Raw genomic sequence first — 13,948 nt, forward strand, 5'->3', positions numbered from 1 at the left:
GGCCCTGGGGCCTATTCGAGTACCACTTCGAGGTCGAGGTGGCACAGCCTGCGATAAATCTCTTCCTTGCGTTCACGTACGGCATGGTTCTGCGGCAGCAACTCGCAGCAACTGTGCAGCAGGTGCAGCACTTCCAATGCAAGATCGGGCTCCCAGGCGTGCAGGCCTGAGTCCTGTAATGTCTGATCGAGGGTTTCGAGCTGGTTCTTGGCGAGTTCGTATTTCTTGGCCAGGAAGCACAGCCGCGCGAGGGCGAACTGCCAGAAGAAGCGCTCGCGGCCGCCATGCGCCGATTGCAGACCCTGTTTGAGGATCTGCACCGCGGGCTTGAGGCCTTCCTTGCGCAGGATCGGCTGGACTTCTTCCAGAGCCTTTTCCCAGGCTGGCTGGGTTTCGACGTTCTCGGTCTCGACCTTGCGCGGCGCACTGGCGCTTTGCAGGTGCGGCATGACGTTGGCGGCGATCCACGCCCGGGTGGACGGATCGGCGAACGGCGCGCCGTCATGGAAACGCAGCTCGATGATGCCGGGCAGGCGCTGAACCAAAAGCGCGAAGTGGATTTCCACTTCGCGCATGGCCAGCTCGGCGTTGAGGTTCTGGAGACACTCCCAGACCATCCTCTGGCCATCGAACCAGAACGGTGCCTTCGCCAGGCTCGCCTCCAGTTCCACCAGCAGGTCGGCGTATTTGCCTTGATCGAAGCGGTCCTGGTACTGCTTGAGCTTGTCCACCGGCAACCCGCGCAGCACGGTGATCTGATCGGCGTTGCGCTCGGGCACCGCATCGATAGTCATCCACAGCAAGGTGCGGTTGAGGCGCAGGGCACGCAGGTCGGTGGCCTTCTGCTTGAGCCACCAGGCGCACAGCGGGCGGGCGCTTTCCTGCTGGGCGCGCAGGGCCTTGTGGGCTTCTTTCTCGTTGTCGATCGGCGCGCCGGGGGCCAGCAGCTGAGTGGCGGCCTGCTTGACCTGCGCCACCGCCGCACCCACAACACCGGGGGCCGGCTGGTTGTCGGCGGCGCGCTGGATCATGGTTTTCAGGCGGCGGGAGAGCGGCAGCAGCAGCGGCGCGTCGTCCCCCAGGTGCTCGGTGCAGGCCGCGTCGAGACCGGACAGGTGCTCGGACAACTGCCGGAACATCGGCAGCTGCTCCTTGATCGCGATGTTCTCGGTGATCACCTGCTCAAGACGCGGAACCAGCCAGCCAATGGCGGCGGCCCGGGTGCGTGGTTTGAGCGGGTGAACTTCGGCCCAGTTGTTTTCCGACAGATGGTGCAAAAAAGCGAGGCCGGCCAGCAGGCCGGGGAAGGATTCACGCTGGTACAGCGACCAGGTCAGCCAGGCGCCGACACGCAAATCCTTGGATTGGGTGCGCAGCAGGTTTTCGCTGTTTTCGCGGATTTTCAGCCAGTCGATCTGCCCGCTTTCGTGCATCGACGAGGCTTTGGCCAGCTCACTTTCCAGCGCCTCGAATTCGCTCGAGAAACGAACGTCTTCACCCGCAAAATTCTCTTTGGAAACAGAGACTTTAGCGAGTTCGAGGTAATGGGCGGAAAGTTTGCTTGAGTAGGACATCCATGGCCTTTATTTGGATTACGGTCGTACGCCTATTGGAGTTGCAGCGGCGCGGGGACAGTATCGAAGAGCAGTGTGAAGACTCATCCAATTGAGTATGTGCTCTTTCAAGTGCGCGCATCGTAATCACTATGATGGCCACTAGCAAGCATCTGATTAAACAACAAGACGAAGTGTTCATTGGGGTGTGTAGGAGATCGCCCTATATGCAGCAGGGGTTTCCTGATATTGGCTTATATCTCCCGACCCGGCTCAATTCCTTCGCAACCATTGACCTAGAGCGGCTCCTTGAAGATGGCCCGAACCACCTTGAACGCACGTTCCAAATTACGAGCAAAAGCATGACAACATTCGAAAGAAATAGAAGTAGGATTTTTCCGAAATCCGGTCTGCATTTTTAAATAATGCGCCGGAGACAACGGACAATAATAAAAGTGCCATCAATTTGATGGCGCAGAACACTTTCCAAACTTCGCAAGACTTATTTTCCCGCACGACTGCATGACTTCAGGCAATTGCACGGTTATCCATCGGGCCTGCGCCTTGCGTAAGTACACACTTTCGATGTGGATTGTTCTGACAAGTGATGCGGAATGTTCTTACACAATGTATTTCACGTGGCGGCCCCGTCTTTATAAGCACACCGCTGTCAGACTCGACCTGCTTCGCCGCACCGATTTGCTTTCGCCTGACCCGGTACTTTTTCTAGACCTGAGCCGAGTAATTGTTACGGACACAAAAAATGGGCACCCGACCGCAATCGATGTGCCCATTTTTCATTACAGCTCTCCCCGTCAGTGAGGGAGTGCGCCGCAATTATGGATTGACGCTGTCTTTCAACGACTTGCCCGGCTTGAACGCAACAGTGTTGCTGGCCTTGATTTTGACGGGTTCACCGGTTTGCGGGTTTTTACCGGTGCGGGCACCGCGATGGCGTTGCAGGAAGGTGCCGAAGCCGACGAGCGTGACGCTGTCCTTGCGGTGCAGGGCGCCGGTGATTTCTTCGAGGACGGCATTGAGAACGCGGTTGGCCTGCTCTTTGGTCAGATCCGCTTTTTCAGCGATTGCAGCGGCGAGTTCTGGTTTACGCATTAGTGAAGCCCCTTTGAGTCGGTTTTTTGTTGTTATGTCCGTGCTGCTCTCGTTGGAACAGCGCCCAAGGCGCCGCAGGCTCTACTCTGCGGCAGACGGGAGTGAGAATGGCACGCGGATAAGGGCGGCGCCAGTCTCCCCGCGACCTTTGTGGGGGCAAAAGCGGGGTGATTCCGACAGAACGACCGGTATTTACGCCAGCAAGGCCGGAAGCTGTTTGTTCAGCGCGAGTTTTTCCATCACCGCCGCGCCAGTCAGGGCGTAACCGAGCAATTGCCCTTGCGCGTCGTGACACAGCGCCTTGACGTCGGCGCCCTGCCCTTCGACGGTCCAGACGCCTTCGCGGCCCCGTGGCGGCGGCGAAACCACCAGCGGGCAGACCGGAGTTTTCACGGTGATCGGCATCGGTCCGTAGTTCACCACGGTCGGGTTGCCGGCCAGGGTCTGTGCCAGCGCTCGCGCACAACTCATGAGGGGCATGACGTACAGAAGATTCAGCCCGTCGACCTCGGCGCAGTCGCCCAGGGCGTAAATATTGGCGTGAGAAGTTTGCAGATTGCGGTCGACCACCACACCGCGGTTGGTCTGGATGCCGGCAGCCGCTGCCAGATCGATCCGTGGGCGCAGGCCAATGGCCGACACCACCACATCGCACGGGATGACCTGACCGTCCGAGAGGTGTGCTTCCAGCCCATCGGCGACTTTCTGCAAACGGGTCAGCACCGGGCCGAGGTGGAAACGCGCGCCAAGGCTTTCCAGCCCGGCCTGCACCGCTGCGGCAGAGGCCGGATGCAACAGGGTCGGCATCACCTGCTCGCACGGCGCAACCAGTTGCACCTCATAACCGCCAAGGATCAGGTCGTTGGCGAACTCACAGCCGATCAGACCGGCGCCGAGCAGCAACACCCGACGCTTGCCTGCCGCCGCGGTGCGAAAACGTGCGTAGTCTTCGAGATCGTTGATCGGGAATACCAGATCCCCGGCATCACCTTCAATCGGCACACGCACGGTTTCGGCACCCCAGGCGAGGATCAGGTCGCGATAGCTCACCGCTTCCTCGCCGATCCACAGACGCTTGTGACCCGGGTCGATGCCGCTGATGCGGGTGTGGGTGCGGATCTCGGCCTTCAACTGCTCGGCCATGGCGCCCGGTTCGGCCATGCTCAGGCCGTCGGCGTCCTTGTTCTTGCCGAAACCGGTGGACAGCATCGGCTTGGAGTAGGAACGACCGTCATCGGCGGTAATCAGCAGCAGCGGGGTTTCGCCATCGAGTTTGCGAAACTCACGGGCCAGGTTGTAACCCGCCAGCCCGGTGCCAACGATTACGACAGGTGCGCTCATGCCCTACTCCTCAGTGTTTTCTCAGTTGATTTCGATCATTTCGAAGTCCATCTTGCCGACGCCGCAGTCCGGGCACAGCCAGTCTTCCGGCACGTCCTGCCACAGGGTGCCCGGCGCAATGCCGTCATCCGGCCAGCCGTCGGCTTCGTTATAGATCAGGCCGCAGACCACACATTGCCACTTTTTCATTCAGGTACTTCCTCAGGATTCAGGCTTTAGCCGGCGCGGACGGTCGATGGTGCAGCACTGCCATCCGGCTCAGGGCGTTTTGTACTGATGGTACCGGCCAGATGCAAGCCTGTTCGGCGCAATGGCGGCCCGGATCAATCAAATTCGTGGTGCGCCATGGTAAGCTCGCCGCCTCATTTGCTGCCAATAATGACTCATTGTGCAACTCAAAAACGCCCCGTTGTGGCGCCTGCAAAGCCACCTGACACCCCTCCCCGACACGTCCACGCTCGACTGGCTGTTCGACGAAGGCTCCCTGACCCGCCGCCTGACCCGCCTGTCCGATGACGGCTTCAGCGTCACGCCGCTGTTCGAAGGCTGGCAGACCCTGCGCGACGACGAATGCGCCGCGCTCGATCTGGCCGAAGGCAGCGAAGGCTGGGTGCGCGAGGTGTATCTGCGCGGTCATGGCGAGGCCTGGGTGTTCGCCCGCAGCGTGGCCTCGCGTGGCGCCTTGCAGGGCGACGGCTTGCATATGGATGAGTTGGGCAGCCGCTCGCTGGGCGAACTGCTGTTCTGCGATCACGCGTTTCAGCGCCGCGCCATTGAAGTCTGCCATTACCCGGAACACTGGCTGCCCGAGCACTCCCGGGCTCCCGGGTTGTGGAGTCGTCGTTCGCGTTTCGACCGTGGTGCATTGAGCGTACTGGTGGCGGAGATTTTCCTGCCTACGCTGTGGGAAGCCGTCCGCGCCCGTCCGGAGAACTGCTGATGTATCAAAGCCTGCTCAAATCCCTGAATCGCCTGAACCCGCGCGCCTGGGACTTCATCCAGTTGACCCGCATGGACAAGCCGATCGGCATCTATCTGCTGCTGTGGCCGACGCTCTGGGCGCTGTGGATTGCCGGCAAAGGTTCGCCGTCGCTGGCCAACGTCGTGATTTTTGTCCTCGGCGTGGTGCTGACCCGTGCCGGTGGCTGCGTCATCAATGACTGGGCCGACCGCAAGGTCGACGGCCACGTGAAGCGCACCGCAGAACGCCCGCTCGCTGCTGGCCGGATCAGCTCGAAAGAGGCACTGGTGTTCTTCGCCCTGCTGATGGGCGTGAGTTTCCTGCTGGTGCTGTGCACCAATGCCGCGACGATCTGGCTGTCGCTGGGCGGTCTGGCGCTGGCGTTCACCTATCCCTTCATGAAGCGCTACACCTATTACCCGCAAGTGGTGCTGGGGGCGGCGTTTTCCTGGGGCATGCCGATGGCGTTCACCGCCGAGACCGGTGAGCTGCCGGCGACGGCCTGGCTGCTGTGGATCGCCAATCTGCTGTGGACCGTGGGTTACGACACTTATTACGCGATGACCGACCGCGACGATGACCTGAAGATCGGCGTGAAATCCACGGCGATCCTGTTCGGCGAGGCAGACCGGGTGATCATCCTGACCCTGCAGGCACTGTCACTGGGCTGCCTGCTGCTGGCCGGGTCGAAGTTCGAGCTGGGGATGTGGTTCCACCTCGGTCTGCTGGTAGCGGCCGGGTGCTATGCGTGGGAGTTCTGGTACACCCGTGACCGGGACCGGATGCGCTGCTTCAAGGCGTTTTTGCACAACCATTGGGCCGGTCTGGCGATCTTCGTCGGGATCGTGCTGGATTACGCGTTGCGCTGACCTCAACGCATCGCGGCCCGAGGCAATGCCTGCGGGCCGCGATGCTGTTTCACTGCCGATGGCTTACTTGTGCTCGTGAACCACGTGCCACGCGTCCATCTTGCCATCGCCCATCATGTCACCCGGCTTGGCGTCCATCTTGAAGGTATACAGCGGCTTGCCGTCGTAGGCGTACTGCATCTTGCCGTCGTCGCGCTTGATCACCGTCCACTTGCCTTCCGCCTTCGCACCGGCCGGCGCCATCATCGGAGGCCAGTTGTCGGCGCACTTGTCATTGCACATCGACTTGCCGCCAGCGTCCTTGTCGAACGTGTAAACGGTCATGCCTTTGTGATCGACCATCATGCCGTCTTTCATCATCGCCGGTTCAGCGGCCATCGCAAGGCCTGGCAGAGTCACGGCAGCAGCCATCAGCAGAGCTTTAAAGGAAGCAGTCATTTGAGTCATGGAAACCTTCTTTTGTGGTTGTCAGGATTCGGACTTAGAGCTTAGTTCAGGATTTGCACAATCGCCGCCGGACTAAAATACTGTCACACGACTGCAATAATTCCGTTATCTAATGCGGCGCAAGACAGTTAAATGACAAGAGGATTAAGGCATGGTTGGCAGGAGCATTCTGATCGTCGACGACGAAGCGCCCATTCGCGAAATGATCGCCGTTGCGTTGGAAATGGCCGGCTATGACTGCCTCGAGGCAGAGAACTCGCAGCAGGCGCACGCCATCATCGTCGACCGCAAGCCGGACCTGATCCTGCTCGACTGGATGCTGCCCGGCACCTCCGGCATCGAGCTGGCCCGTCGCCTCAAGCGTGACGAGCTGACCGGGGACATCCCGATCATCATGCTCACCGCCAAGGGCGAAGAAGACAACAAGATCCAGGGCCTGGAAGTCGGCGCCGACGACTACATCACCAAACCGTTTTCCCCCGCGAACTGGTGGCACGCCTCAAGGCTGTGCTGCGCCGCGCCGGCCCGACCGATGGCGAAGCGCCGATCGAAGTCGGCGGCCTGCTGCTCGACCCGATCAGCCACCGCGTGACCATCGATGGCCGTCCGGCCGAAATGGGCCCGACCGAATACCGTCTGCTGCAATTTTTCATGACCCACCAGGAACGCGCCTACACCCGTGGCCAGTTGCTGGACCAGGTCTGGGGCGGCAACGTCTATGTTGAAGAGCGCACCGTCGACGTGCACATCCGGCGCCTGCGCAAGGCCCTCGGCGACGCCTACGAAAATCTGGTACAAACCGTGCGCGGCACCGGCTATCGGTTCTCCACCAAGGCATAAAAGCAGCGGCAAGCTTCAAGCTACAAGCGGCAAGGAATAGCCGAACCGCTCTGACTTGCAGCTTGCAGCTTGAAACTCGAAGCTGCGTTAAGGACGCTCCGTGAATCAAAACTGGCATGGCACCCTGATTCGCCACATGCTGTTGCTGGTCACCGGCTGCCTGGTGATCGGCCTGATCACCGGCTACTACGGCTGGAGCCTCGCGGCGGGACTGGGCCTGTACCTGGCCTGGACGCTCAAGCAACTGCTGCGCCTGCACGAATGGCTGCGCCTGCACCAACCCGATGAGGCACCGCCCGACGGCTACGGTCTGTGGGGCGAGGTGTTCGACAGCATCTACCACCTGCAACGCCGCGACCAGCGTGTACGCGGACGCCTGCAAGCGGTGATCGACCGCGTTCAGGAGTCCACCGCCGCGCTGAAAGACGCGGTGATCATGCTCGACAGCGACGGCAACCTGGAATGGTGGAACCGCGCCGCCGAAACGCTGCTCGGCCTCAAGACCCCGCAAGACAGCGGCCAACCCGTGACCAACCTGGTCCGCCATCCGCGCTTCAAGGAATACTTCGAGCAGGAAAACTACGCCGAGCCGCTGGAAATCCCCTCGCCGACCAACGACCGCGTGCGCATCCAGATGTACCTCACGCGCTACGGCAACAACGAACACTTGATGCTGGTGCGCGACGTCACGCGCATCCATCAGCTGGAACAGATGCGCAAGGACTTCATCGCCAACGTCTCCCATGAGCTGCGCACCCCGCTGACGGTGATCTGCGGCTACCTGGAAACCCTGCTCGACAACGTCGAGGAAGTGAACCCGCGCTGGAGCCGCGCCCTGCAGCAGATGCAACAGCAAGGCGGACGCATGCAGACCCTGCTCAACGACTTGCTGCTGCTGGCCAAACTGGAAGCCACCGATTACCCGTCGGACAACCAGCCCGTGCACATCGACACCCTGTTGCAGTCGATCAAGAGCGATGCACAGCAGCTGTCGGGGTCGAAGAATCAGAAAATCACCCTGGAAGCCGACGCCAGCATCCTGCTCAAGGGCAGCGAGGCGGAACTGCGCAGTGCGTTTTCCAACCTGGTGTTCAACGCCGTCAAATACACCCCGGCCGAAGGCAATATCCGCATCCGCTGGTGGGGCGACGATCAGGGCGCACACCTGAGCGTGCAGGATTCCGGGATCGGCATCGACAGCAAACACCTGCCGCGCCTGACCGAACGCTTCTACCGCGTCGACTCCAGCCGCAACTCCAACACCGGCGGCACGGGCCTGGGCCTGGCCATCGTCAAACACGTGTTGCTGCGCCATCGCGCGCGGATGGAGATCAGCAGCGTGCCCGGCCACGGCAGCACGTTCACCTGCCATTTCGCCCCGGCGCAGGTCGCCCAGGCACGGCTCATCAGCGCCGCTGAGTAATGCCGGACTAGGCAATCGCCAGGTCAGCCGCTACATTGGCTGACTTGCGCCTGCCTTTCAGGTGCAGATTTTTCTTTCTTACGAATCACACGGAACCCGCAAAACTCCATCATGGACCCTTCCCCTGGCTTGTCCCTCGCAACAATATTCGCCGATTTCGGCATGATTCTTTTCGCTCTGATCCTGGTTCTGCTCAACGGCTTCTTCGTTGCGGCGGAATTCGCCATGGTCAAACTGCGCTCGACCCGGGTCGAAGCCATCGCTGAACAGCACGGCTGGCGCGGGCACATCCTGCGCACGGTGCACAGTCAGCTCGATGCGTACCTCTCGGCGTGCCAGCTCGGTATCACCCTCGCCTCCCTCGGCCTGGGCTGGGTCGGTGAGCCGGCGTTCGCGCACATTCTCGAGCCGCTGCTGAGCGCGGTCGGCGTGCAGTCGGCGGAAGTGGTCAAAGGCATCTCGTTCTTCACCGCGTTCTTCATCATTTCGTATCTGCACATCGTGGTCGGCGAGCTCGCACCCAAGTCCTGGGCGATCCGCAAACCCGAGCTGCTGTCGCTGTGGACGGCGGTGCCGCTGTACCTGTTCTACTGGGCCATGTACCCGGCGATCTACCTGCTCAATGCCAGCGCCAACACCATCCTGCGCATTGCAGGCCAGGGTGAACCCGGCCCGCATCACGAGCACCATTACAGCCGTGAAGAACTGAAACTGATCCTGCACTCCAGCCGTGGCCAGGACCCGAGCGACCAGGGCATGCGAGTGCTGGCCTCGGCGGTGGAAATGGGCGAACTGGAAGTGGTCGACTGGGCCAATTCCCGGGAAGACCTGATCACCCTCGAATTCAACGCACCGCTGAAAGAAATCCTGGCGATGTTCCGTCGCCACAAGTTCAGCCGCTATCCGGTGTACGACAGCGAGCGCAAGGAGTTCGTCGGCCTGCTGCACATCAAGGATCTGCTGCTGGAACTGGCGGCGCTGGACCACATTCCCGAGTCGTTCAACCTCGCCGAACTGACCCGCCCGCTGGAACGCGTGTCGCGGCACATGCCGCTGTCGCAGCTGCTGGAGCAGTTCCGCAAGGGCGGCTCGCACTTCGCCGTGGTCGAAGAGGCCGACGGCAACATCATCGGCTACCTGACCATGGAAGACGTGCTGGAAGTGCTGGTCGGCGACATCCAGGACGAACACCGCAAGGCCGAGCGCGGCATCCTCGCCTACCAGCCGGGCAAGTTGCTGGTGCGGGGCGATACGCCGCTGTTCAAGGTCGAGCGCCTGTTGGGTATCGACCTGGACCACATCGAAGCCGAAACCCTCGCCGGGCTGATCTACGAAACTCTGAAACGGGTGCCGGAAGAGGAAGAAGTGCTGGAAGTCGAAGGCCTGCGCATCATCATCAAGAAGATGAAAGGTCCGAAGATCATTCTGGCCAAGGTGCTGATGCTCGACTGACGGGGATTACCGCTTGCCCAACGCAAAGTTGGGCAACGCCCCCAGCGGCTGGTTGAACTGATACGGAATCGACACCAGCCCCCTCCGGTATTGCGCTGCACCACGAAGTGCAGGTGCGGGCCGCTGCTGTTGCCGGTATTGCCGGACAGCGCCAGCGGACTGCCCACCGCCACTCGCTGCCCTTCCCGCACGCTCACCGACCCTTGCTTGAGATGCAGGTACACACCCATCGTGCCGTCGTCGTGCAGCACCCGCACGAAATTGCCGGAAGGATCGGTGCCGCGCCCGTTCTGCGAGTTCTCGATCTTCACCACTACCCCGGCCCGCGCCGCGATGATCGGCGTGCCCACCGGCATGGCGATGTCCATCGCGTATTTGTTCTTCGGCCCGTAGTGGCTGTAGTCGCCGTTGGCGCCCTGACTCAGGCGGAAGGGACCGCCACGCCACGGAAACGGATAGCGATAGCTCTGGGCGGCGCCTGCGGGGTCGCCGAGGGAATACTGGAACTGCGGCGTGTACACCAGCGGTTTGCCGCCGGACACCGCCGTCAGCAACGCCAGCCGTGTATTGCTGCGTGCCGGCAGCACCCGGCGGATCGTTTCCGTCGGCGCGCCTCGCACATTGCTCACCCCGGTGAACGCCAGTGCGACCTCCACTGGTGCATACAGATCGTTGCGCACGAACACCACGTCGGCGCCCTTCTGCTTCTTGATGTCGAGATAGACCTGACGCTCGAGCCTCTCGACCATCCGGTCCTGAAACACGAACACCTGGGAGCCTTTGCTCGGACGGTCGCTGTACGAAACCACTCCGTTGGCATCGGTGGATTTGTAGATCGTCATGGCCACGGTCGAGGTGGAGGCCATGAACAGACCACAGAAAAACAGCAGGCGCAGGGGCATGGGTAAAAGTTCTGTCGAGTAAGGCCTGGGAATGAGCCTAGCAGCTGAAGCAGACCAGGCTAGTCGACAGATGTTTCAAATTTGGCACAGCATGAAAAAAGACCGCTGCCTGTGTCAGGCGGCGGTCTTCTTTTGCCCGCGACGCTTACGCGCCCGGAACGAAGTGCTTCTGCGCCGTGCCGCGGGCGATCAGGCGGGAGATGTAGTCGAGCTTCTGCGCGTCCTGGTCGACGAAGCGGAAGGTCAGTTGCAGCCATTCGCTGTCGGGCTTCGGCTCGTGGGCAACGACGGCATGCAGGTAGCCGTTGAGGCGGGCGATTTCGGCGTTGTCACCCTGCTCCAGATCGAGCACGGCGCTGTCGAGGATCTGCGGCAGGCTGTCGGTGCGCTTCACTACCAGCAGCGCTTCCTTGATGCTCAGGGCCTTGATTACGCATTGCTGGGTGCCGCCAGGCAAACGCAACTGGCCCTGACCACGGCCGCTGGCCGGAGAGGCGGAAGTTGCCGGTGCTTTCACGGGCGGGCTGTTGAGCAGGCCACGCTGTGGCGCGGCGGCAGGTACCGGGGCGGCAGCGGCAGGCTTGGCAAACGGGTTGGCCGCAGGTGCAGCCGGTGCAGACCCGACGACCGCAGCCTTGCCACCGGTCAACGCGCTCAGGGAATCGTTGCCGAAGGCCGAGTTCATCTTGGTCGGGGCGCTGTTCATCAGGGCATCGAGTTTGCCGATCTTGTTCAGGGCCTGTTTGACCTTGGTCAACAGTTGCTCATTGGTGAAGGGCTTGCTGACATAACCGGAAACGCCGGCCTGAATCGCCTGCACAACGTTTTCCTTGTCGCCACGGCTGGTGACCATGATGAACGGCATGGTCTTGAGGTTGTCCTGCTCGCGGCACCAGGTCAGCAGTTCGAGGCCGGACATTTCCGGCATTTCCCAGTCGCACAGCACCAGGTCAAAAGCTTCCTTGGCCAGCATGGCCTGAGCCTTCTTGCCGTTGATGGCGTCCTCGGTGCGGATCCCCGGGAAGTAATTACGCAGGCACTTTTTCACCAGGTCACGAATGAACGATGCATCGTCCACGACCAACACACTGATCTTGCTCATCCAACACCCCTATTAAAATCCCGGCAAGCATAACGCTGGCTGATGGCACATTGCCAAAACTCTTCAGTCACGCCGGGACTTTTCGTTCGCGGGTGCTGCTTTTTAATTCGCTTCTGCCTTCTGAAAAGCACAAACAAAAACGCCCGGCCAAAGGGCCGGGCGCTTTTCTCAGGCAATCTTACTTATCGTCAGCATCGCCCGGAACATTAGCGGTTTCGCCGCTTGTCCCTTCAACTTCTTCCTTCATGCGCTTGAGGCCCATGTGGCGCACGTCGGTGCCGCGCACCAGGTAGATCACCAGCTCCGAGATGTTGCGCGCGTGGTCGCCGATCCGCTCCAGCGAACGCAGGACCCAGATAATGCTCAAGACCCGCGAGATAGAGCGCGGGTCTTCCATCATGTAGGTCGCCAGCTCGCGCAGGGCGGTCTTGTATTCGCGGTCGATGATCTTGTCGTACTGCGCCACCGACAACGCCAGATCGGCGTCGAAACGGGCAAACGCATCCAGCGCATCGCGGACCATGTTGCGCACCTGGTCGCCGATGTGACGCACTTCGACGTAACCGCGCGGCGCTTCGCCTTCTTCGCACAGCTGGATCGCGCGACGGGCGATCTTGGTCGCTTCGTCACCGATACGCTCCAGGTCGATCACCGACTTGGAGATGCTGATGATCAGACGCAGGTCGGACGCCGCCGGTTGACGACGGGCCAGAATGCGCAGGCATTCTTCGTCGATATTGCGTTCCATCTGGTTGATCTGGTCGTCGATCTCGCGCACTTGCTGGGCCAGGCCCGAGTCGGCCTCGATCAGCGCGGTGACCGCGTCGTTGACCTGCTTCTCGACCAGCCCGCCCATGGCCAGCAGGTGGCTGCGCACTTCTTCAAGTTCGGCGTTGAACTGCGCGGAAATGTGATGAGTGAGGCCTTCTTTGGAAATCATGCGTTCGCTCCGAAAAAGCGTTTTACCAAGAGCTGCAAGCTACGAGCTGCAAGCTGTTATGTGGTGTTCCCTGCCGCATCGCTTCTAACTTGCCGCTTGAAGCTTGCCGCTTGCAGCTGTACGGCTAGCCGTATCGCCCTGTGATGTAGTCTTCGGTCTGCTTCTTGGCCGGATTGGTGAACAGGGTATCGGTGTCGCCGAACTCCACCAGTTTGCCCATGTACATGAACGCCGTGTAGTCGGACACCCGCGCCGCCTGCTGCATGTTGTGGGTCACGATGACGATGGTGAACTTGGATTTGAGCTCGTAGATCAGCTCTTCGACTTTCAGGGTCGAGATCGGGTCGAGTGCCGAGCACGGTTCGTCGAGCAGCAGCACTTCCGGCTCCACGGCGATGGTACGGGCGATCACCAGACGCTGCTGCTGACCACCGGACAGGCCGAGTGCCGAGTCATGCAGACGGTCTTTCACTTCGTCCCACAGGGCCGCGCCTTTCAGTGCCCACTCGACGGCTTCGTCGAGGATGCGCTTCTTGTTGATGCCCTGGATGCGCAGGCCGTAGACCACGTTTTCGTAGATGGTCTTGGGGAACGGGTTAGGCTTCTGGAACACCATGCCGACCCGGCGACGCAGCTCGGCCACGTCCTCGCCCTTGCGGTAGATGTTGTTGCCGTACAGGTTGATCGCGCCTTCGACGCGGCAGCCGTCCACCAGGTCGTTCATGCGGTTGAAGGTACGCAGCAGTGTGGACTTGCCGCAGCCGGACGGGCCGATGAAGGCGGTCACGCGCTGTTTCGGGATGTTCATGCTGACGTCGTACAGCGCTTGTTTCTCGCCGTAGAACAGGCTCAGGCCCGGCACTTCGATGGCCACGGTCTCCTGTTCGAGGTTCAGGCTCTGCTTGTCGCGGCCCAGGGCAGACATGTTGATGCCGTGGGTATGTGTTTCGTGCTGCATGGGTCTCACTCCGTTCGTAGCTGCAAGCTTCTAGCTGCAAGCCGCAA

The 13,948-nt window shown here is 61.0% G+C and carries 12 protein-coding genes and 2 pseudogenes; 5 read left to right on the forward strand and 9 right to left on the reverse strand.

Annotated features, from left to right (window positions below; genetic code table 11):
- Positions 1-11: 11 nt before the first annotated feature.
- The 4 genes from tssA to R1A29_RS28595 form a co-directional block, all read right to left on the reverse strand.
- Complete coding sequence (gene tssA, locus R1A29_RS28580; protein WP_438300194.1) at positions 12-1,574, reverse strand: type VI secretion system protein TssA; 1,563 nt, start codon at positions 1,572-1,574, stop codon at positions 12-14.
- Between the two features lie 816 nt (positions 1,575-2,390).
- Entirely contained in the window at positions 2,391-2,666 is a 276-nt protein-coding gene (locus tag R1A29_RS28585) for an HU family DNA-binding protein (RefSeq protein ID WP_003213368.1), read from the reverse strand.
- Between the two features lie 192 nt (positions 2,667-2,858).
- The gene (locus R1A29_RS28590) at positions 2,859-4,007 is read right to left on the reverse strand and encodes an NAD(P)/FAD-dependent oxidoreductase (protein WP_438300195.1); all 1,149 of its coding nucleotides are present in this window, start codon (positions 4,005-4,007) and stop codon (positions 2,859-2,861) included.
- Positions 4,008-4,028: 21 nt separating this feature from the next.
- Positions 4,029-4,196 carry a rubredoxin gene (locus R1A29_RS28595; RefSeq protein ID WP_007954349.1) on the reverse strand — a complete coding sequence of 56 codons (168 nt, stop codon included), beginning with the start codon at positions 4,194-4,196 and terminating at the stop codon, positions 4,029-4,031.
- Between the two features lie 199 nt (positions 4,197-4,395).
- On the opposite strand from R1A29_RS28595, the gene R1A29_RS28600 reads away from it, so the two are divergent.
- Both R1A29_RS28600 and ubiA read left to right on the forward strand, forming a co-directional pair.
- Positions 4,396-4,947: a chorismate--pyruvate lyase family protein gene (locus R1A29_RS28600; protein ID WP_438300196.1), complete on the forward strand. Its 552-nt coding sequence runs from the start codon at positions 4,396-4,398 to the stop codon at positions 4,945-4,947.
- Positions 4,947-5,837 (forward strand): 4-hydroxybenzoate octaprenyltransferase, encoded by an 891-nt coding sequence (gene ubiA / locus R1A29_RS28605; protein WP_192552596.1) that lies wholly within the window; start codon positions 4,947-4,949, stop codon positions 5,835-5,837. The genes R1A29_RS28600 and ubiA overlap by 1 nt, the downstream gene beginning before the upstream one ends.
- Before the next feature lie 63 nt (positions 5,838-5,900).
- On the opposite strand, the gene R1A29_RS28610 is transcribed toward ubiA, so the two are convergent.
- On the reverse strand, positions 5,901-6,284 hold the full coding sequence (locus R1A29_RS28610) for a COG4315 family predicted lipoprotein (protein WP_085708820.1): 384 nt from the start codon (positions 6,282-6,284) through the stop codon (positions 5,901-5,903).
- Between the two features lie 151 nt (positions 6,285-6,435).
- Here R1A29_RS28610 and phoB point away from each other — a divergent pair.
- The 3 genes and pseudogenes from phoB (at position 6,436) to R1A29_RS28625 (ending at position 9,999) form a co-directional block, all read left to right on the forward strand.
- Positions 6,436-7,124, forward strand: a pseudogene (phoB, locus tag R1A29_RS28615) (phosphate regulon transcriptional regulator PhoB).
- Positions 7,125-7,260: 136 nt separating this feature from the next.
- On the forward strand, positions 7,261-8,547 hold the full coding sequence (gene phoR / locus R1A29_RS28620) for a phosphate regulon sensor histidine kinase PhoR (RefSeq protein WP_240789170.1): 1,287 nt from the start codon (positions 7,261-7,263) through the stop codon (positions 8,545-8,547).
- Positions 8,548-8,658: 111 nt separating this feature from the next.
- Positions 8,659-9,999: a hemolysin family protein gene (locus R1A29_RS28625; protein ID WP_007954342.1), complete on the forward strand. Its 1,341-nt coding sequence runs from the start codon at positions 8,659-8,661 to the stop codon at positions 9,997-9,999.
- A 6-nt stretch (positions 10,000-10,005) separates the two neighbouring features.
- On the opposite strand, the pseudogene R1A29_RS28630 reads toward R1A29_RS28625, so the two are convergent.
- The 4 genes and pseudogenes from R1A29_RS28630 to pstB form a co-directional block, all read right to left on the reverse strand.
- Positions 10,006-10,901, reverse strand: a pseudogene (locus tag R1A29_RS28630) (peptidoglycan DD-metalloendopeptidase family protein).
- A gap of 145 nt (positions 10,902-11,046) precedes the next feature.
- On the reverse strand, positions 11,047-12,003 hold the full coding sequence (locus tag R1A29_RS28635; RefSeq protein WP_438300197.1) for a response regulator: 957 nt from the start codon (positions 12,001-12,003) through the stop codon (positions 11,047-11,049).
- A gap of 178 nt (positions 12,004-12,181) precedes the next feature.
- Entirely contained in the window at positions 12,182-12,943 is a 762-nt protein-coding gene (gene phoU, locus R1A29_RS28640) for a phosphate signaling complex protein PhoU (RefSeq protein WP_007954334.1), read from the reverse strand.
- Between the two features lie 124 nt (positions 12,944-13,067).
- Entirely contained in the window at positions 13,068-13,901 is an 834-nt protein-coding gene (gene pstB / locus R1A29_RS28645) for a phosphate ABC transporter ATP-binding protein PstB (protein WP_065258233.1), read from the reverse strand.
- Positions 13,902-13,948: the final 47 nt, after the last annotated feature.

Source organism: Pseudomonas sp. NMS19W, assembly GCF_051554255.1.
GTDB lineage: Bacteria > Pseudomonadota > Gammaproteobacteria > Pseudomonadales > Pseudomonadaceae > Aquipseudomonas > Aquipseudomonas kribbensis.